Source organism: Neorhizobium sp. USDA 3394 (genome assembly GCF_056280385.1).
Window position 1 is genome coordinate 3,068,868 of sequence record NZ_JBWCDU010000001.1, and the last position, 18,610, is coordinate 3,087,477.

Here is an 18,610-nt window from a genome sequence, read left to right on the forward strand (position 1 = left end):
ATTCCTGCGCTTGTCACAGGGATGAGGGGGAGATTGGAGCGCGCCCTGCCATGCATTACCGAGTCATAGGAGCATCAAGCGCCATATTCAACGCCAGCACATTGACCACAGGTTCGCCGAGGAAACCGAGTTCCGGGCCTTCGACATGGGCCTCGACGAGAGCGCGGACCGCGGCCTCGTCCATTTGCCGAGCCTTGGCGACGCGCGGCACCTGGAAGAGCGCGGCTTCCGGCGAGACATGCGGGTCGAGGCCGCTGCCGGATGCGGTAACGAGGTCGATCGGCACCTCGGCGTTGGGGTTTGTCGCCTTGGCGGCCTCATAGTCCGTCTTCACCCGGTCGATCAGCTTGGCGCTGGTGGGCCCGAGGTTGGAGCCGGAAGACGAGGCGGCGTTGTAGCCGTCGCCGGCGGCCGACAGGCGACCGTGGAAATACTGGTCGCCGGTGAATGCCTGGCCGATCAGGGTCGAGCCGACAACGGTTCCGTCCTTCTCGATCAGGCTGCCGTTCGCCTGGGTGGGGAATATCGCTTGCGCGATGCCCGTCATGGCGAAGGGGTAGATGAGGCCGGTAATGGCCGTGGTGGCGACGATCATGACGATCGCGGGACGAAGTTGCTTGAACATTGTCATTTCTCCGAAAAGCGTTTCAAGCGAGGTGGATGCCGGTTCGCGTGAAGAAAACGCGTGAAATTTAAGCGAGACCGATCGCGGTGATGATCATGTCGATCGCCTTGATGCCGATGAAGGGAACGAGGATGCCGCCGAGACCGTAGACGAGCAGATTGCGGGAAAGCAGCGCGCCGGCGCCGATGGCACGGTATTTGACGCCCTTCAGCGACAGCGGGATCAACGCGATGATGATCAGTGCGTTGAAGATGATCGCCGACAGGATGGCGCTTTGCGGCGTGGCAAGACCCATGATGTTCAGCACGCCGAGCTGCGGATAGAAGGTCAGGAACATCGCCGGAATGATGGCGAAATACTTGGCGATGTCGTTGGCGATCGAGAAGGTAGTCAGCGCACCACGGGTCATGAGGAGCTGCTTGCCGATCTCGACGATCTCGATGAGCTTGGTCGGATCGCTGTCGAGATCGACCATGTTGCCGGCCTCGCGGGCAGCGACCGTGCCGGTGTTCATGGCGACGCCGACATCCGCCTGGGCAAGCGCCGGCGCGTCGTTGGTGCCGTCGCCGCACATGGCGACCAGCTTGCCCTTGGCCTGCTCCTCGCGGATCAGCGTCAGCTTGTTCTCAGGCGTCGCCTGGGCGAGGAAGTCGTCGACCCCTGCTTCGGCGGCGATTGCGGCCGCGGTCATCGGGTTGTCGCCGGTGATCATTACGGTGCGGATGCCCATGCGGCGCAGTTCCGCAAACCGCTCGCGGATACCGCCCTTGACGATGTCCTTCAACTGGACGACGCCGAGCAGCTTGCCGTCACGGGCAACGGCGAGCGGCGTGCCGCCGGCCTTGGCGATTTCGTCGGCGATTGCCTGCAACTCGCGCACGATATCGGATTGCGGGCTGGCGGCGATTGCCGCATTGCCGGAGACCGGCATGGTGCCCGAGCCGACATAGGCGAGCACTGCGTCGACAGCACCCTTGCGGATCTGCGAGCCTTCGAGATCGACACCGCTCATGCGGGTCTGGGCGGTGAAGGGGACGAAGGTTGCCTTGAGGCTTGCCATGTCGCGGCCGCGGATCGCGTATTTCTCCTTGGCGAGCACGACGATGGAACGGCCTTCCGGCGTTTCGTCGGCCAGCGAGGCGAGTTGGGCCGCATCGGCGAGATCCTGTTCGGAGACGCCGCGGACCGGGCGGAACGAGGTAGCCTGGCGGTTGCCGAGCGTGATCGTGCCGGTCTTGTCGAGGAGCAGCGTATCGACGTCGCCGGCGGCCTCCACCGCGCGGCCGGACATGGCGAGCACGTTGAAGCGGACGAGACGGTCCATGCCGGCGATGCCGATCGCCGAAAGCAGTGCGCCGATCGTGGTCGGGATCAGCGTCACGAACAGCGCGACGAGAATGATGATCGGGATCGAGCCGCCGGCATAGATCGCAAAGCTCGGGATCGTTGCGGTGGCGAGCACGAAGATCAGCGTCATGCCGGCGAGCAGGATGTTGAGGGCGATCTCGTTCGGCGTCTTCTGGCGCTCGGCGCCTTCGACGAGCGAGATCATCCGGTCGAGGAAGGTCGAGCCGGCGGCCGCCGTGATGCGGACCCGGATCCAGTCTGAAAGCACCTGCGTGCCGCCAGTGACGGCCGAGCGGTCGCCGCCGGATTCGCGGATGACCGGGGCGGATTCGCCCGTGATCGCGGCTTCGTTGACCGAGGCGACGCCCTCGATGACTTCGCCATCGGAGGGAATGATGTCGCCGGGTTCGACGAGCACGACGTCGCCCACTTTCAGGCTGGTGCCGGCGACCATCTTGTACTGGGTGCGGTCGCTACCCGACAGAAGCTTGGCCTGGGTTTCGGTGCGGGCCTTGCGCAGCGAATCCGCCTGCGCCTTGCCGCGGCCTTCAGCGACCGCTTCGGCGAAGTTGGCGAACAGCACGGTGAACCAGAGCCAGAGGTTGATCTGGAAGGAGAAGCCGAGATTGCCGTTGCCGGCCGCGAGGTCGCGGAGGAAGAGGACGGTCGTCAGGACCGAGACCGTGGCCACGACGAACATGACCGGGTTCCGGGCAAGGGTCCGCGGGTTGAGCTTCTTGAAAGCATCGCCCACGGCCGGAATGAGGATGCGAGTATCCATGATGCTCGCGGATTTTGCCTGGCTCATAAGAGACTCCAGCTTTGAAATGAGTTGCCTTGTCAAACGAGGCGACGAAGGGTCGATCAGCCGCGCAAGACTTCGATCACGAGGACAACGGCAAGAATGACCGCCGTCATGATAAAAATTGCATAGGATCCGTAGGGGCTCTGCTCACCCTTGCCTCGCTTTTGCGAGGCAAGGGTGGACTGTCTGCGGAGGGCTTTGCGGATGCTCATGGCACTGCTCCCTCAGGACCTCAGAAGGTCTGGCCGGCGAGCATGACCAGGTGTTCGACGACCGGGCCGAGCGCCAGAGCGGGCATGAAGGTGAGGCCGCCAACGATCAGGATCGTGCCGACCAGCAGGCCGACGAAGAGCGGGCCGTCGGTCGGGAAGGTACCTGCCGAGGCCGGAACCGTCTTCTTGGCGACCAGCGAACCTGCAATCGCAAGTGCTGGGATGATGACCAGGAAGCGGCCCATCAGCATGCCGATGCCGAGCGTCACGTTGTACCAGGGCGTGTTGCCCGTCAGTCCGCCGAAAGCCGAGCCGTTGTTGGCCGCAGCCGACGTATAGGCGTAGAGGATTTCGGAGAAACCGTGCGGGCCGGCCGTGCCGATCGAGGCGACGGCGGACGGCAGGACCGTGGCGATCGCGGTGAAGACGAGCATGGCGAGCGGCAGGCAGAGGATGGCGAGCACGGCCATCTTCATCTCCTTCGCCTCGATCTTCTTGCCGAGATATTCCGGCGTACGACCGACCATGAGGCCTGCCACGAAGACTGCGACGATGATGAAGAGGATGATGCCGTAGAAACCCGCACCGACGCCGCCGACAATGACTTCGCCGAGCTGCATGTTGATGAGCGGGATCAGGCCGCCGAGCGCGGTGAACGAACCATGCATGGCATTGACCGCGCCGCAGGAGGCCGCCGTGGTGATGACCGCAAACAGCGAGGACATGGCGACGCCGAAGCGGGCTTCCTTGCCTTCCATGTTGCCGCCGGCAAGACCGAGCTGGTGCATGAGAGGATTGCCGGCCGCTTCCGCCCAGTAGGTGATGCCGACGCCGACGATGAACAGGATACCCATCGAGGCGAGGATCGCCCAGCCCTGGCGCTGGTTGCCGACCATGCGGCCGAAGACGTTGGTGAAGCCCGCGCCGATCGCGAAGATCGACAGCATCTGGATCATGTTGGAGATGTTGTCGGGGTTCTCGAACGGATGCGCCGAGTTGGCGTTGAAGAAACCGCCGCCATTGGTGCCGAGCATCTTGATGGCAAGCTGCGAGGCGACCGGGCCGAGAGCGATAGTCTGCTTGGCGCCTTCCAGCGTCGTCGCCTCGACATAAGGCCCGAGCGTCTGCGGTACGCCAAGATAGACGTAGACCAGCGTCAGCACGATGCAGATCGGCAGCAGGATATAGAGCGTGGCGCGGGTCATATCGACCCAGAAATTGCCGATCGCCTTGCCGGAGGCGCGCGAAAAGGCGCGGATCAGGCCGACGGCGATCGCCATGCCGGTCGCGGCAGATACGAAGTTCTGCACATTGAGGCCCATCATCTGGGTCAGATACGACATGGTGCTTTCGCCGCCATAGTTCTGCCAGTTGGTATTGCTGACGAAACTGACGGCGGTGTTGAAGGAAAGCTCAGGCGGAACGGCGCCCATGCCCGCCGGATTGTAAGGCAGGCCGGCCTGCAGGCGCATCATTGCATAGAGCACGATGACGCCGAACAGGTTGAACATCAGCAGCGAAAAGGCATAGGCGGTCCAATGCTGGTCTTCGCGTTCGCTGGTGCCGGCCACGGCATAAAGTCCCCGTTCGATCGGAACGAGGACAGGTGACAGAAGAGTGCGCTCGCCTGAAAAGACACGCGTCATATAACCGCCGAGCGGTTTGACGAGCGCGATGATGATCCCGCAATAAAGCAGGATCTGAAGCCATCCGTTGAGGGTCATTTGGGGTTAACTTTCAATACCCGGCAGCTTGACTAGAAGCGCCAGTTCTCTTCAAAAGCGTTCTGGACGAATGAGAGCGTAGGTGAGGTAGACGGTGAGGAACACGGTCACGCCGCCGCTCAGGACATAATCGAGGATCATCGGAGCTTCTCCCTTCAAAGCCTGTCGCAGGCGCGGGTATAGGCAAGGCAGAGACCGAAGAAGACGACTGCGGTGCCGAGTAGAATGACGTCCATCATGGATCTGGACTCCTGTTGTTAAGGCGAGGCCGGACAAGGCAAAGGGTGCCATCCTGATGGGACGGCACCTTGATGCTTTCCGGCCTGGAGATGATCTTTGCGATCTCTCTGACCCTAATATGCGGCGCGACCGCATAGAGGTTCGAGACGGAGCGCAGAGGAAAGAAATAAAAATCCTATAGGAATTTCGTTCTTTCCGGCGACGGCTATCCTCAGGACGCGGCCGCAAAGGTTATGGCATAAGCTGTGACGAGCACCACCAGCATGACCGCGAGCATCCCGAGGATGATGCTCGACGCATGCAGATGGTTAGGATTTCCGAAATTGCGGGAGCGCGGATAGACATGTCCGCGCATGTGGTAAACGGCCCTGGACATCGGCATTCTCCTCACTCCCGCCCGACGATCTTCAGGCTGGAATTGATCGCCTTGGGGGCCTTGGCGGGGGTCTCGAAAATCGGCCCGAGGCTCAAGGTCACTTCTTCCGGCACGCAGCAGACGGCACCGGGCACATGATCGCTTTCGAACATGGCGAAATGCACCGCCGACGCCCGGTCGGTGAACAGTCCGCCGACGAGACCGTCGCGGTCGGAGACGATCCAGCGGCCGCCGGCATCGCGGCCGACCATGAAACGCACGCCACGCGAGGGAGGTTCGCTTTTCAACATTGCCTTGTTCATCGCGTTTCTCCTCAGGCCACCATCATGGAAACAAGACCGGCGGCGCAGAGGCCGAGACCGATGACACCGAGAAGCCTCAGGAAGACCCCGAGATTCGCATCAACCGGGCGACCTGGCTGCGACAGCCGGCGCTGCTGGGCTTTGGCTTCAGCCAGATGCAGGACATAGACGTTCCCCAAACGACCAAACATTTCAGTCACTCCTTGTTGGGATTGGCTCGCGGCATTGTTCGCGCGGAGCCGGCATCGAAACCGATGCACGATCCAGAAGGTAGCGACGGCCCCGTAGGCTTTCGATTGGAGGGGGCATGCGAAGAAATAGGGATTCCATATATGCATCTGTGATTTTTCATTTGCGCCGCAGCATTCCGGGCGGCATGTTCGAAATCCTCGAACTATAAAAGAATGGGAATGGAATTCAGATCATGACAGCAGATGCGATCGTGCTGGGAGCCGGCATTGTCGGCGTTTCGACGGCGTTGCAGCTTGCCCGGCGCGGCAAATCGGTGGTGCTCGTCGACCGGAAGGAACCCGGGATGGAGACATCCTACGGCAATGCCGGCCTGATCCAGCGCGAGGGCGTCGTACCCTATGGCTTCCCGCAGCAGTTCGGCCTGATCCTGCGTTATGCCATGAACAACCGCATCGACGCGCATTTCCACTGGCGGGCGATCCCATCGGTCACCTCGTTCCTGGCGAAATACTGGTGGCATTCGAACCTGACCCGCCACCAGCTGATCGCCCGCGCCTACGCGCCGCTGATCGAACACTCGATCGCGACCCATAACGAGCTGATCGAGGAAGCCGGAGCCCAGGATCTGATCGCCAAGAACGGCTGGACGGAGGTGTTCCGCACCCGCGCCAAGCATGATGGCGAGATCGGCGAGGCCGAGCGGCTGCGCCAGGAATATGGCGTCGCCTTCAAGGAACTTTCGCCTGCCGATATCGCCGAACAGGAGCCCAACCTCTCGACCGATTTCGTCGGCGGCCTGCGCTGGGAAGACCCCTGGTCGGTCAAGGACCCCCTGGCGCTGACGCGCGCCTATGTGGCGCTGTTCGAAAAGCTCGGCGGCCGCGTGCTGAAGGGCGATGCCAAGAGCCTGTCGCAGACCAAGACCGGCTGGCGGATCGTCGCCGGCGACGGCACGGTCGAAGCCAAGGATGTCGTGGTGGCACTCGGGCCCTGGTCCGACACCGTCACGAAGCCGCTCGGCTACAATTTCCTGGTCGGCGTCAAGCGCGGTTACCACATGCATTATGCGGCCAAGGGCAATGCCAAGCTCAACGGCTGGACCATGGATGCGGAGCGCGGCTATTTCCTAGCGCCGATGAACCAGGGCATTCGCCTGACGACGGGCGCGGAATTCGCCCGCCGCGACGCACCGAAGACGCCTGTTCAGCTGGAACGCGCCGAAGCGGTGGCGCGCAGCATCTTCCCGCTCGCAGAGCGGCTCGACATGGAGCCGTGGATGGGTGCGCGCCCCTGCACGCCGGACATGATGCCGGTGATCGGCAAGGCCCCGCGCCACGACGGCCTGTGGTTCGCTTTCGGCCATGCGCATCACGGCCTGACGCTAGGCCCGGTGACCGGCCAGGTGATTGCCGAAGCGATCACGGGGCAGAAGCCGCTGATCGATATCTCGGCCTATCGCCCGGAGCGCTTCAACGCCTAGCTCGGGCTGGCCAGCAAGCACGGGACAGTCGGAGTTTGTCCTGCGCGTGACCGGCGTCGAATACGACGCCTATATCCGGACGGTGTGACATGGCATTTAGATCCGCAGACAATCCCCGTCACACCAATTCCTGGTACGCGGCCTCGGCCAAGGACAAGCGTGTCCGCCCTGCCCTCGACGGGGAGATAGAGGCGGATGTCTGCGTTATCGGCGCCGGTTTCACCGGCATTTCCGCGGCGCTCGAACTCGCCGAACGCGGATATTCCGTCGTGGTGCTGGAAGCGGAGCGCATCGGCTTCGGCGCTTCGGGCAGGAATGGCGGGCAGATCGTCAACGGCTACAGCCGTGATCTCGAAACCATCGCCGGCCGTTATGGCCGCGACAAGGCGGTGAAGCTCGGCGCCATGTCGCTCGAAGGCGGCGGGATCATCCGCAGCCGGGTGGCGAAATACGGGATCGACTGCGACCTGGTGCATGGCGGCTTCTTCGCGGCCTTCACCGCCAAGCAGATCCGCGAAATGGAGCACCACAAGGCCGATTGGGAACGATACGGCCATGGCGGGCTGGAAATGGTCTCCAAGGCCGAGGTCGGACGGTATGTGAAGACAGACCGTTATGCCGGTGGCATGATCGACAGGCTCGGCGGCCACATCCACCCGCTCAATCTGGTGCTCGGGGAAGCCGCGGCGTTCGAAAGCCTTGGCGGGCGCGTCTTCGAAGCTTCGCGCGTGACCGGCCTCGACACGGGCGAAAAGCCGGTGGTGCGAACCGAAAGGGGTTCGGTAAAGGCCTCGTATGTGCTCGTCTGCGGCAATGCCTATCTCTCTCCGCAGTTTCCGGAGATCAGCGGCCGGATGATGCCGGTTTCCAGCCAGGTGATGGTGACGGAACCGCTCGACGCCGCGCTGATCGAAAGCCTGCTGCCGGCCAACTATTGCGTCGAGGACGCCAATTACATCCTCGACTACTACAGGCGCACTGCGGACAACCGGCTGCTCTACGGCGGTGGCATCGGATATGGTGGCCACGACCCGAGCGACCTCACGGGCGTTATCCGGCCCAATATGCTCAAGACATTTCCGCAATTGAAGGAGGTGAAGATCGATTATGCCTGGAGCGGCAACTTCGCGCTGACCCTGACACGTATCCCGCATGTGGGAAAACTGTCGAACAAGGTCTATTTCTCGCACGGCGACAGCGGCCACGGGGTGACCACCACCCATCTGCTCGGCAAGATCCTCGGCGAGGCGGTCGCCGGCCACACGGAACGCTTCGACATCTGGTCGTCGCTCCCCAACCTGCCCTTTCCGGGCGGCCGCACCTTCCGGGTACCGCTCACCGTGCTCGGCGCCTGGTGGTATGGATTGCGCGACCGGTTGGGCGTCTGACCCCGAGGATCAGAGCGACGCCGGGAAACTGCCGGTGAGGTAGTAGGTCGCCTGCGCCCGAACGATGGACTTGAACTGCGCCACGATTCCGGCGGCTTCGTCTTCCGGAACCATGAGAGCCAGCCGCAAGGTAGCGCCGGCCATGTGAAACATGACCAGGAGCGTCTGCGCATAACTTTCTCGCAAAGCCTGGTCAACGAACGGTTCCGTCGCCTTGTAAAATACGTCGGCCTGGAAGCGGGTCTCGGCGATATCGAGGTCCGCAAGCGCCTTGTCGGCCTGGATGGCGTTCAGGAGATCCTGCGTCGCGGGCCTTTCCCGCATATTGTAGTAGTAGAAATCGAAAAGCTCGGCCGGCGCCTGCAAAGCGTCTTCTGCCGTGGCGATCTTTTCGATCTGCTCCGTCACCAGGGCGCGCACCTCTTCGGCGTAATTGTCGTAGAGGGTGGCGATGATGGCGGATTTGTTCGGGAAATACTGATAGACCGATGCGATAGGTCCGCCGGAGAGAGCAGCTATCTCCTTCATGGTCACCGCGTCGATGCCCTTCTGGCCGATCAGTTCCATGGATACTTTCAGGATTTCATCGATGCGCTCGCGGCTCCGCTCCTGTTTCGGCACCCGGCGAAGGGAACCCCGCCCCGGTCCTTGCGTCGATTCTGGCATCCGCAAACCGTCTCCTCAAACACCTGCCAACCGCTGCCTTCGTTGCCGGTGAGGTCCGGTAACCGAGGGCAGAATTGCTTGAACACAAACTGTTTGTTTATACGACGCCCGAAGAGCATCGGATCACGAAGGCAGGTAATTTTTAGAATACTTTCCAGGTCGATGCACAAGATAGAACATCGGAGAAAACGGGAGCTTAGATCCTATTATCTATGCTCCGGCAAGCGCCGTAATACCATCGAAAGCCTTGCCGACAATTGTGTCGACACTTGCGTCGATGTCGACAGTTACCACGCCGGCCTCATGCTCCGGGCTTTCCAGGGTTGCGAGCTGGCTCTGAAGCAGTGACGCAGGCATGAAATGGCCGGTACGCGCGCCCATCCGCTGCTCAAGCACCTTGGGATCACCGGTCAGGAAGACAAAATAGAGCGTGCCGCCGCTCTCCCGCCGCAGCCGGTCCCGATAGGTTCGTTTCAAGGCCGAGCACGAAACGACCACGCTTTCGCCCCGCCCCCTCGCCCCGGCCAGTTCGTTGCCGATCAGATCGAGCCACGGCCAGCGGTCATCGTCGGTCAGCGGAATCCCCTTCGCCATCTTGGCGACGTTCGTCTCCGGATGCAGACGATCACCCTCGACGAACGCACAGCCGAGACGCGCGGCGAGATGTTCGCCCACCGATGTCTTCCCCGATCCGCTGACACCCATGACGACGACTGCGAGAGGGGGCGGGAGTTCGATTGCGGGCATAACTAGCTTCCATTTTGATAACGCGTTCAGCAGCCGGCAAGGCCGCATCTTTAAAAACCGAGTTAACCTCGGGTTTTCCAATTCTCTTACCGGAACCTTAGAGGGACTACGATAAAAGGACTTACCTTTAACCGAATTCCGCCTTCCAAATCCAACTCGGGATACACGATCATGCGGCGACTCATCAGTATTATTGCCCCTCGCGTCTATCACATCCTGCGCGATGCAGGCGGCAATTTTGCGATAGCAACGGCTCTCGCACTGCCGGTCCTCGTTACGACCGCCGGTGGTGCGATCGATTTCGCCCAGGCATCGTTCGAACGCAACCGGCTGCAGGGCGTGCTCGATGCGGCCGTTCTCAGTGCCGTCGCAAAACCCGATATCACCAGTCAGCGCCGGGAAGCGCTACGCTTTCTGACCGATACGGTTCCGGAAGAGACCGACCTCGATACCGCGCTTGTCGTCGCCGCGAATGCCGACGGCAGCCTGACGGGTACCTATGCCCAAGGTGTTCCCACCAATTTCCTTGGCCTGCTCGGTATCCACACCATCGACGTCAAGGTCCGGTCCACCGCCATCGCGAACAGGAATCCGAAGTCTTCAGGGGCATGCATCTACGTGCTCGGCAACGCGTCACAGGCGGTTCTGATCAATTCAGGCGCCAATGTGCATTCGGAGAAATGCGGCGTGGAGGTCAGTTCGACCCAGAACCCGGCCTTCATCATGAATGGCGGGGCGACGATCGATACGGCCAGCTTCTGCGTTGCCGGCACCCAGTATATCAAGAACGGCGGGACGCTCAGCAACCTGAAGCCCGGCTGCAAGGTTTCCGGAGACCCCTATGCCGGCAGCATTGCGGAACCGACCGTCTCCTCCACCTGCACGACCAGCGGCACAAAGGACGGAGCCGTGCACGAAATGGCTCCAGGCGTCCATTGCGGCACCACCTTCAACGGATCGCCGAAGATTACGTTCAAACCCGGCCTCCATATCATCAAGGGCCGGATGATCGTCAATTCCGGCTCAACGGTCGTGGCAGAGGGTGTGACCTTCTATTTTCCCGACACCGACAGCGAACTCCGCGCCAATGGCAGCTTGAGCCTCACGGCGTCGGCGCCGACCAGCGGCACCTACAAGGGCATCCTGATGTTCGAAAAGACCAGCGATGCCGCCAACAATGCCCGCAAGCAGCAATACATCTTCAACGGTTCGAATGGCGAAACGCTCAAGGGAGTGATCCATCTTCCGAACCGCGACGTCACCTACAACTCGACGACGAACCAGACGAATCTCATCACGCTGGTGGTCAATACGATGATCATGAACTCATCCAACTGGCAGATCGAACCCTATACGGGAGCTGCCGGTGGAACCGGCTCCGAGATTTCATCGGTACGCCTCGTCAACTGACGCTCAGCGCTGCCGGGCGTCCTTGCCGAGCACGATTGGCATCAGCACCGACAGGAACATCAGCCGCAACACGTGGTGGGCGCCGACATAGGCGGGGTCGGCATGCAGCATGACGGCCATCGCCGACATTGTTTCCAGCCCACCCGGCGCAAAGGCGATCAGCGCCGCATCGAGCGGCCCCCCGGTCAGATAGGAAACGCCGCCGGCAATCGCTGCCGCAAGCACGATGACGACCACCGTCACCACGCCGCCGGCCACGAAGGCGGTGCGCAATTCGCTGATCGATACGCCACAGAAGCGCGTGCCGATGACCGAGCCGAGGATCACATAGGTCGGAACCAGAAGCCAGTTCGGAACGCCGCCGCTGATGAACCCGGTCACGTGCGTGGCGATCGACACCACGACGCCGCCAAGCAGCAGCGCTGCCGGAAAATTCCAGCGCATGAACAGCAGGCCGAACAGCGCCGAGACCACGAGCATGGCGACCAGAACGGGCGTGTTCATCGCCAGCGGCACCTGCACGGGGTCTGTGCTGACGAGATCGAAGATTTCGACGATCAGTGGGACGGTAATGGTCAGTGCCAGTACGCGCACGCTCTGGCCGACACTGACGGCGCGCAGGTCGCAGCGGGTTTCGGCAGCGAGGCTGAGCACATAGCTCAGGTGGCCGGGAGATGAGGCGAGCAGCGCGGTGATCCGGTCATAATGAAAGAACCGCTGCAGCACCCAGGAACTCACATAAAGCAGGATCACGACCGCCACGAGCACCATGACGAAACTCAGCGGCCAGGTGCGCGCCGCCACGATCACCTCCGGCGTCACAGTCGCCCCCATGGACACGCCGACAATAATGAAACATGCGTTGCGGACCTGCGCCGGCACCGCCAGGTTCAATCCGGCAAGCCCCGCAATGGTGATCGCGATTGCCGGACCGATGAGGTAAGGAGCTGGAAAAGCAATGAGAATTGCGATCAGCGCACCGGCAGTGCCGATCAGCGCAGTCAGCGCGAAGGTGCGCAATTCCGAAAGGGGCATGGCTTAATCCTGAAGGCGCCACAGGATGGAAAACTGACAAAAGCCAGAAAAACGCCTGGTCCCCTTCTATTGCAAATGGGCGGGAGGTCAACCTCTTATGCCGCATAGGAGGACAGCAAAAAAGGCGCCGGCCTCCACGGCGGCGCCTTCAACAAGCATGAACGGGCAGGATCAGGCGGCCGGGGCGATGACCTTCGGGAGGGCCTTCGGCAGATGCAGCATATCGATGCCCAGCAGGAAATTGATCTGAGGACGTGCCTTGACGAGGTCGTCGATCGTGTATTCGGCGAGCACGTCGAAGAACGCGTTGAGCGCCTTGCGAAGCGCGGCGTTCAGGCCGCAGCTGTCAACCAGCGGGCATTCCGCGACGCCCTCTTCGAAGCACTCCGCCATGGCGAAGCTGTCTTCAGTCACCTTGATGACATCGAAAAGCGTGATGCGGTCGGCAGCGCGGCCAAGCCTTACGCCACCGTTGCGGCCACGCACGGTCTCTACCAGACCGGCCTTGTTGAGCGGCTGGAGGATCTTGAAGAGGAAGAGTTCGGAAACGCCGTATGCTCTTGCAATCTCGGGAATGCGGCTGAGGTGGCCTTCGTTGGCGGCACAATACATCAGCATCCGTACTGCGTAATTCGTCTGTTTGGTCAAGCGCATGCTGGTCTCCCGAGACTGGTACCCACCCTATATAGAGGCTCCGCTAGTTTTGAACAATTCCAAAATAAGAAAATTGTCATCAAGTTTCGCGCTACGCCAGCTTGCCTGCATCGGCGCGGAATTCAAGCCGCGAATTGTTCGTCCACACAAACGAATGGAAGACCGAGTTTCAAGCTTGATCAGGGGCATAGGCAAAAACCCGGGCGGGTTCGCCCCGGGGAAGACCCGGATTTTGCAGCCAGCCGAAACGACGGACCGCCGAATTATGCGTCGATTTCCCGCAGCCTCAGATCGCCATTCCGGATCCGCGGCGGTTCGCCGAAAAAGCTCAGGGCCGCATCAACTGGTCATCGCGATCGCCACCCAGGCAGGGACAGCAACCATTACCATTGCAGCCAGCAGGCTAAGGCCGATCTTCGCCAGATACGCGCGGCGGGCACGCTTCACATCCCACTCGTACACCATGGACATTTATCCCCACTCCTACTCCGCAAGCTAAATTAGAATAGTCTGCGGATACGTCAATGGTGGCTATCGATCACGGCTACCTTGCCTGAAGCCGACCTTCGAGCTCGGCGGCGTAGTTGCGGATGTCCTGCTGGCGCTGCGGCGTGCCGGGATGGCTCGATAAAATGCTTGCTTCGTCATGATCCCCAAGCTTGTCTTCGAGGACCGCGAAGAAGCGGGCCAAGGCGGCCGGATCGTAACCGGCAGCCCGCATCAGCTCGACAGACCGGCGGTCCGCCTCCGCTTCCGCGGCCCGGGAATAGGACAGCGCCACCAGTGCGCCGCCCTGGGTGAGAATGTCCTCGACGCCCGAGCCGACATCGCCCGCAATCAGCATGACCAGCGCGGCGACGCCCGCGGCGCGGTAGAGTTGCCGCAGGCTGTGCTCGCCCTCGACGTGGGCGATCTCGTGACCGAGCACGCCAAGGATCATTTCCCTGTCGCCATTGGAGAGCTTCACCAGATCGTCGGTAAGGATCAGGCTGCCGTCCGGCAGCGCGAAGGCATTCGGGCCAATTACGCCGCCATCCCGGAAGTAGAGCTGATAGGCCTTCTGCCCGCCCTTCGAATGTCCGGCGAGTTTCGAAAAACCCTCGGAGATCGCCTGCCGCTCGCCTTCCGGCAATTCGGTGGGTTTCAGGATGGTTCGATCCAACGAGGCGAGCGTGCCGGAGCCGATCAGTTCCGGCACGAAGGGTGGCGTGACCATAACCGCGACCTCCACCAGAACGGGGACCGCAAAGCGGTAGATGGTGGTGGCCAGCAGGATGACGGCGAGCGTCATGAGGATCAGCCGCGGATGGAATTGCTCCAGCCGGTGGATCAGGCCGCTGCCGGCACCGCGCTTGCCATGGAGATAGGTGTCGATCCCATCGTTGTCACGAGTCTCGAACACGGATCCGTCCGGAAAGCTCACCCGCCGCGGGATCGAGCCGACCCGCGGGCTGATCTCGGTCCGCTCCGGCACGGCCGATGCGAGGACCCGCCCCTCTTCCGCTGCGACGAGGAGAGTGCCGTCCTCGCGCAGGACGGCCACGATTGCGCGGCTGGAATTGGCCGGATGCCATTCGCCTTTCGCGATGACCGCTCCGTCAGAAGCCAAAGTCGAACCCTTCCATATCCATGTATTCGGCGCTGATCGCAGCACCGCTCGCCTCGATCGAGGAGAGGATTTCCCCGGGGTCGCCGTTGATGCGGATGCCCGTGTGTTCGTTTACATACCGCGCCATCCGGACTGCTGCCCAGGGGCGCATCAGTCCGAGCGTCAGCATGGTGACTATCACATTGCTGATTGCGATCCAGGCATAACGCAGCCGGGAAATGTCGCTGAACAGCTGATGGCGACCGTCAAGCTCCGCCGCCGACCAGGCGACATTGCGCACACCCGCCCGATAGAAGAGACCAGCGATACCGTAGAGGATGAAATAGATGAAGATCCCGGCATAGAGCCCGGCGATGCTCAGCATGGTCACCTGCGCGCTCGTCAGTTCGGCGCTCTCGCGCATGACGGCCGCAGCACCGATGATCACGACGAAGGCAATGACACCGAAGACGATGCTGCCCAGGAATACGATCAATGCCGGCAGGACCCAGACGCCATAAAGCCGGCCGAGCTGCGGGTCGCTGGAAAACGGCCGGTCGCCATAACGCAGGTTGTTGAAGAGGTATCGCCAGGTCCAGCGGCTCGCAAGCGGCGCCAGGATGCCGAAGGAAATGAAGGCTACCAAGCTGCCGAGCATGATAGCGACGAAGGCGCCGCCTGCCGTGCCGACGAAATCGAAACGCACGTTGCGATAGCTCGTCACCCGGGCGTTGAAGCGCAGGCTGCGCTTGGTGAGCCACGGAAGGGCGATCAGGATCACGATCGGGGTTACGATGCCGATCGGCGGAAAGATCGCCGTGCCGATGTTGAGCACTATCAGGAACGCGATGACGATCAGCCGGCCGATGAAGATCTGCTTTCCAGTCGCGTGATACTCGAAGGCGCGATCGAGAATGACCGTGTTGCCGTAGAAATATCGCATGCGCCGCACCTTCGCCCAGGCCGAATAGATGCCGAGGGTGACGATCGTCAGCAGAACGTTGACGATCCAGATGCCGAAATATTCGCTGGCGCTGCCGGTGAAGGATGCCCGTTCAAAAGACTGTGCTTCCGCCGCCCGAGGCGCCGTCTCTGCCATTGCCATGATGTCATATCCCCTTGCCGCCGCCGAGACGGCTGCCTGCCCGATTCCCCACATGATTGTAAGGCCTGGATATGTCATTTCAATTGTTCGCGCGACACGTAATCAGGTTTTCGGTCGCCGAAAACAAAACGGGCCTCCGAAGAGGCCCGCCGGATGCTCTGTGCTGATTGCGGATTTACTTCATCGTCGGCATGACGAATTCGGCACCGTCCTTGATGCCGGACGGCCAGCGGGCGGTGATCGTCTTGGTCTTGGTCCAGAACTTGATCGAATCCGTGCCGTGCTGGTTGAGATCGCCGAAGCTCGAAGCCTTCCAGCCGCCGAACGAGTGATAGGCGAGCGGAACCGGGATAGGCACGTTGATGCCGATCATGCCGATATTGATGCGGCTGGCGAAGTCACGGGCGGCATCGCCGTCGCGGGTGAAGATTGCAACGCCGTTGCCGTATTCGTGCTTCATCGGCAGCGACAGCGCTTCCTCATAGTTATGGGCGCGAACGACCGAGAGGACCGGGCCGAAGATTTCCTGCTTGTAGATATCCATCTCGGGTGTGACGTGGTCGAACAGCGTGCCGCCGACGAAATAGCCGTTCTCGTAACCCTGCAGCTTGAAGCCGCGGCCGTCGACCATGAGCTTGGCGCCTTCCTCGACACCGCGGTCGATCAGGCCGTTGATACGGGCATGGGCTTCCTTGGTGACGACCGGGCCCATGTCGGCCTTGTCGTCCGTATAGGGACCGATACGCAGGGACTCGATCTTCGGGATCAGCTTTTCGACGAGGCGGTTGGCGGTTTCCTCGCCGACCGGAACGGCAACCGAAACCGCCATGCAGCGTTCGCCGGCCGAGCCGTATCCGGCGCCCATCAGCGCGTTGACGGCCTGATCGAGGTCGGCATCCGGCATGATGATCATGTGGTTCTTGGCACCGCCGAAGCATTGCGCCCGCTTGCCGTTCATTGCCGCCGTTCCATAGACGTAACGCGCGATCGGGGTCGAGCCGACGAAGGAGATGGCGCCGATATCCGGATCGGTGAGGATCGCATCGACGGCCGCCTTGTCGCCATTGACGACGTTGAGGATGCCGGCAGGCAGGCCAGCCTCGATCATCAGTTCGGCGAGGCGCATCGGCAGGGACGGGTCGCGCTCGGACGGCTTCAGGATGAAGGCGTTGCCGCAGGCGATCGCCGGCGCAAACATCCACATCGGGATCATGCCGGGGAAGTTGAACGGGGTGATGCCGGCGCCGATGCCGACCGGCTGGCGCATCGAATACATGTCGATCTGCGGACCGGCGCCTTCGGTAAACTCGCCCTTCGACAGGTGCGGAATGCCGATCACGAATTCGCAGACTTCCAGGCCGCGGATGACGTCACCCTTGGAATCCTCGACCGTCTTGCCATGTTCCTTCGACAGCATTTCGGCGAGTTCGTCCATGTTCTGGTTGAGCAGGTCGACGAACTTCATGAACACGCGGGCGCGGCGCTGCGGGTTGGTGGCAGCCCATTTCGGCTGGGCCTGCTTGGCGTTTTCGACGGCAGCGCGGATTTCCGAAACGCTGGCAAGCGAAACCTTCGCCTGGACTTCGCCGGTCGCCGGATTGAAGACGTCAGCCGCCCGGCCGCTGGTGCCGGCGACATGCTTGCCGCCGATGAAATGCCCGATCTCACGCATGGGTAACTCCTCCTGCCTTTTGTGGCGATCTTTTTGGATGGCCGAGGATACTCTCAGATTTGCACAAGGCAACGCCGTAGTTTACGCATCCGTTGTGCAAATTTCGACATTGGAGCCTGAAATGAACTGGGACGATGTGCGCATGTTCCTGGCCGTTGCCCGCACCGGCCAGATCCTTTCGGCCTCAAGGCGGCTCGGCGTCAACCATGCGACGCTCGGGCGGCGGGTGACGGCGCTGGAAGAGGATCTGCGCACGCGCCTCCTCATCCGCCGAACCAATGGCTGCGAACTGACTGCCGAAGGCGAGGTGTTCTTCCGGGCGGCCGAGCGGATGGAAACGGAGATGCTGGCGGCGCAGGCGAGCACCGGGCGGATCGACGCGGCGATTGCCGGCACGGTCAGGATCGGTGCGCCTGACGGTTTCGGCGTTTCCTTTCTTGCCTCGCGGCTCGGGCGGCTGACGCGCCGCCATCCGGAACTCAAGCTGCAACTGGTGCCGGTGCCGCGATCCTTCTCGCTCTCCCAGCGGGAGGCGGATATCGCCATCACCATCGAACGCCCGGAACAGGGCCGGCTCGTCTCGTCGAAACTGACCGACTATACGCTCGGCCTCTATGCCTCGCAGACCTATCTCGATCAGGCCGGAACGCCGCGAACAATCGAGGCACTGAAAAGCCATCCGCGCATCGGCTACGTGGAGGACCTGATCTTTTCGCCGTCACTGAATTTCACCGGCGAGGTGATGCGGGACTGGGATGCGAGTTTTGAGATTTCAAGCGCCATCGGCCAAACCGAGGCGGTGCGGTCCGGTGCCGGTATCGGCATCCTGCACGACTATGTGGCGCGGCAATATCCGGAACTGGTGCGTGTGCTGCCCGAGACCATCATCCGTCGATCCTACTGGACCACCTATCATGAAACGACGCGCGACCTGATGCGGCTGCGGACGGTGGTGGAGTTCCTGAAGGAACTGGTCGACGGGGAAAGCCACATCTTTGTGTGACGGATAGGACTGCCTTCAAAAGGAAAAAGAAGAGGGTCT

The 18,610-nt window shown here is 61.7% G+C and carries 20 protein-coding genes; 4 read left to right on the forward strand and 16 right to left on the reverse strand.

The window, feature by feature from the left end; all coding sequences use genetic code 11:
* Positions 1-55: 55 nt before the first annotated feature.
* From kdpC to ACZ9EJ_RS15190, 8 genes are all read right to left on the reverse strand, one after another.
* Positions 56-625, reverse strand: a complete 570-nt coding sequence (gene kdpC / locus ACZ9EJ_RS15155) for a potassium-transporting ATPase subunit KdpC (protein ID WP_046640948.1) — start codon at positions 623-625, stop codon at positions 56-58.
* Between the two features lie 67 nt (positions 626-692).
* Positions 693-2,780, reverse strand: a complete 2,088-nt coding sequence (gene kdpB / locus ACZ9EJ_RS15160; RefSeq protein WP_046628349.1) for a potassium-transporting ATPase subunit KdpB — start codon at positions 2,778-2,780, stop codon at positions 693-695.
* A gap of 56 nt (positions 2,781-2,836) precedes the next feature.
* Positions 2,837-2,989: a hypothetical protein gene (locus tag ACZ9EJ_RS15165; RefSeq protein ID WP_155414613.1), complete on the reverse strand. Its 153-nt coding sequence runs from the start codon at positions 2,987-2,989 to the stop codon at positions 2,837-2,839.
* A gap of 20 nt (positions 2,990-3,009) precedes the next feature.
* Positions 3,010-4,713, reverse strand: a complete 1,704-nt coding sequence (gene kdpA, locus ACZ9EJ_RS15170; protein WP_046640947.1) for a potassium-transporting ATPase subunit KdpA — start codon at positions 4,711-4,713, stop codon at positions 3,010-3,012.
* A 51-nt stretch (positions 4,714-4,764) separates the two neighbouring features.
* On the reverse strand, positions 4,765-4,854 hold the full coding sequence (kdpF, locus tag ACZ9EJ_RS15175) for a K(+)-transporting ATPase subunit F (protein WP_038539975.1): 90 nt from the start codon (positions 4,852-4,854) through the stop codon (positions 4,765-4,767).
* A gap of 310 nt (positions 4,855-5,164) precedes the next feature.
* Positions 5,165-5,329 (reverse strand): hypothetical protein, encoded by a 165-nt coding sequence (locus ACZ9EJ_RS15180; protein WP_251089447.1) that lies wholly within the window; start codon positions 5,327-5,329, stop codon positions 5,165-5,167.
* Positions 5,330-5,340: 11 nt separating this feature from the next.
* Positions 5,341-5,631 (reverse strand): hypothetical protein, encoded by a 291-nt coding sequence (locus ACZ9EJ_RS15185; protein WP_046628344.1) that lies wholly within the window; start codon positions 5,629-5,631, stop codon positions 5,341-5,343.
* Between the two features lie 11 nt (positions 5,632-5,642).
* A complete protein-coding gene (locus ACZ9EJ_RS15190) occupies positions 5,643-5,822 on the reverse strand; it encodes a hypothetical protein (protein WP_007760784.1) in 180 nt (59 codons plus the stop codon).
* Between the two features lie 233 nt (positions 5,823-6,055).
* Between ACZ9EJ_RS15190 and ACZ9EJ_RS15195 the strand changes: the two genes are divergently transcribed.
* Entirely contained in the window at positions 6,056-7,303 is a 1,248-nt protein-coding gene (locus tag ACZ9EJ_RS15195; RefSeq protein WP_046628340.1) for an NAD(P)/FAD-dependent oxidoreductase, read from the forward strand.
* Between the two features lie 89 nt (positions 7,304-7,392).
* Complete coding sequence (locus tag ACZ9EJ_RS15200) at positions 7,393-8,691, forward strand: NAD(P)/FAD-dependent oxidoreductase (protein ID WP_046628338.1); 1,299 nt, start codon at positions 7,393-7,395, stop codon at positions 8,689-8,691.
* Positions 8,692-8,700: 9 nt separating this feature from the next.
* Here the strand turns inward: ACZ9EJ_RS15200 and ACZ9EJ_RS15205 are convergent, their stop codons facing one another.
* Positions 8,701-9,357: a TetR/AcrR family transcriptional regulator gene (locus tag ACZ9EJ_RS15205; RefSeq protein ID WP_046628336.1), complete on the reverse strand. Its 657-nt coding sequence runs from the start codon at positions 9,355-9,357 to the stop codon at positions 8,701-8,703.
* 210 nt (positions 9,358-9,567) lie between these two features.
* Complete coding sequence (locus ACZ9EJ_RS15210) at positions 9,568-10,104, reverse strand: gluconokinase (protein ID WP_046628334.1); 537 nt, start codon at positions 10,102-10,104, stop codon at positions 9,568-9,570.
* Positions 10,105-10,275: 171 nt separating this feature from the next.
* Between ACZ9EJ_RS15210 and ACZ9EJ_RS15215 the strand changes: the two genes are divergently transcribed.
* The gene (locus ACZ9EJ_RS15215; RefSeq protein WP_046628332.1) at positions 10,276-11,514 is read left to right on the forward strand and encodes a TadE/TadG family type IV pilus assembly protein; all 1,239 of its coding nucleotides are present in this window, start codon (positions 10,276-10,278) and stop codon (positions 11,512-11,514) included.
* 3 nt (positions 11,515-11,517) lie between these two features.
* Here ACZ9EJ_RS15215 and ACZ9EJ_RS15220 read toward each other — a convergent pair whose 3' ends face one another.
* From ACZ9EJ_RS15220 to ACZ9EJ_RS15245, 6 genes are all read right to left on the reverse strand, one after another.
* Positions 11,518-12,549 carry an AbrB family transcriptional regulator gene (locus ACZ9EJ_RS15220; protein ID WP_046640946.1) on the reverse strand — a complete coding sequence of 344 codons (1,032 nt, stop codon included), beginning with the start codon at positions 12,547-12,549 and terminating at the stop codon, positions 11,518-11,520.
* 171 nt (positions 12,550-12,720) lie between these two features.
* Entirely contained in the window at positions 12,721-13,203 is a 483-nt protein-coding gene (gene rirA, locus ACZ9EJ_RS15225) for an iron-responsive transcriptional regulator RirA (RefSeq protein ID WP_046628328.1), read from the reverse strand.
* A 339-nt stretch (positions 13,204-13,542) separates the two neighbouring features.
* Positions 13,543-13,674 (reverse strand): hypothetical protein, encoded by a 132-nt coding sequence (locus tag ACZ9EJ_RS15230; protein ID WP_255735973.1) that lies wholly within the window; start codon positions 13,672-13,674, stop codon positions 13,543-13,545.
* A 73-nt stretch (positions 13,675-13,747) separates the two neighbouring features.
* On the reverse strand, positions 13,748-14,812 hold the full coding sequence (locus ACZ9EJ_RS15235) for a M48 family metallopeptidase (protein ID WP_046640945.1): 1,065 nt from the start codon (positions 14,810-14,812) through the stop codon (positions 13,748-13,750).
* Positions 14,802-15,896, reverse strand: a complete 1,095-nt coding sequence (locus ACZ9EJ_RS15240; protein WP_370649804.1) for a YjgN family protein — start codon at positions 15,894-15,896, stop codon at positions 14,802-14,804. The genes ACZ9EJ_RS15235 and ACZ9EJ_RS15240 overlap by 11 nt, the downstream gene beginning before the upstream one ends.
* A 175-nt stretch (positions 15,897-16,071) precedes the next feature.
* Positions 16,072-17,568 carry a CoA-acylating methylmalonate-semialdehyde dehydrogenase gene (locus tag ACZ9EJ_RS15245; protein ID WP_046628324.1) on the reverse strand — a complete coding sequence of 499 codons (1,497 nt, stop codon included), beginning with the start codon at positions 17,566-17,568 and terminating at the stop codon, positions 16,072-16,074.
* A 121-nt stretch (positions 17,569-17,689) separates the two neighbouring features.
* On the opposite strand from ACZ9EJ_RS15245, the gene ACZ9EJ_RS15250 reads away from it, so the two are divergent.
* The gene (locus ACZ9EJ_RS15250; RefSeq protein ID WP_046628322.1) at positions 17,690-18,571 is read left to right on the forward strand and encodes a LysR family transcriptional regulator; all 882 of its coding nucleotides are present in this window, start codon (positions 17,690-17,692) and stop codon (positions 18,569-18,571) included.
* The last annotated feature ends 39 nt before the right edge of the window (positions 18,572-18,610 follow it).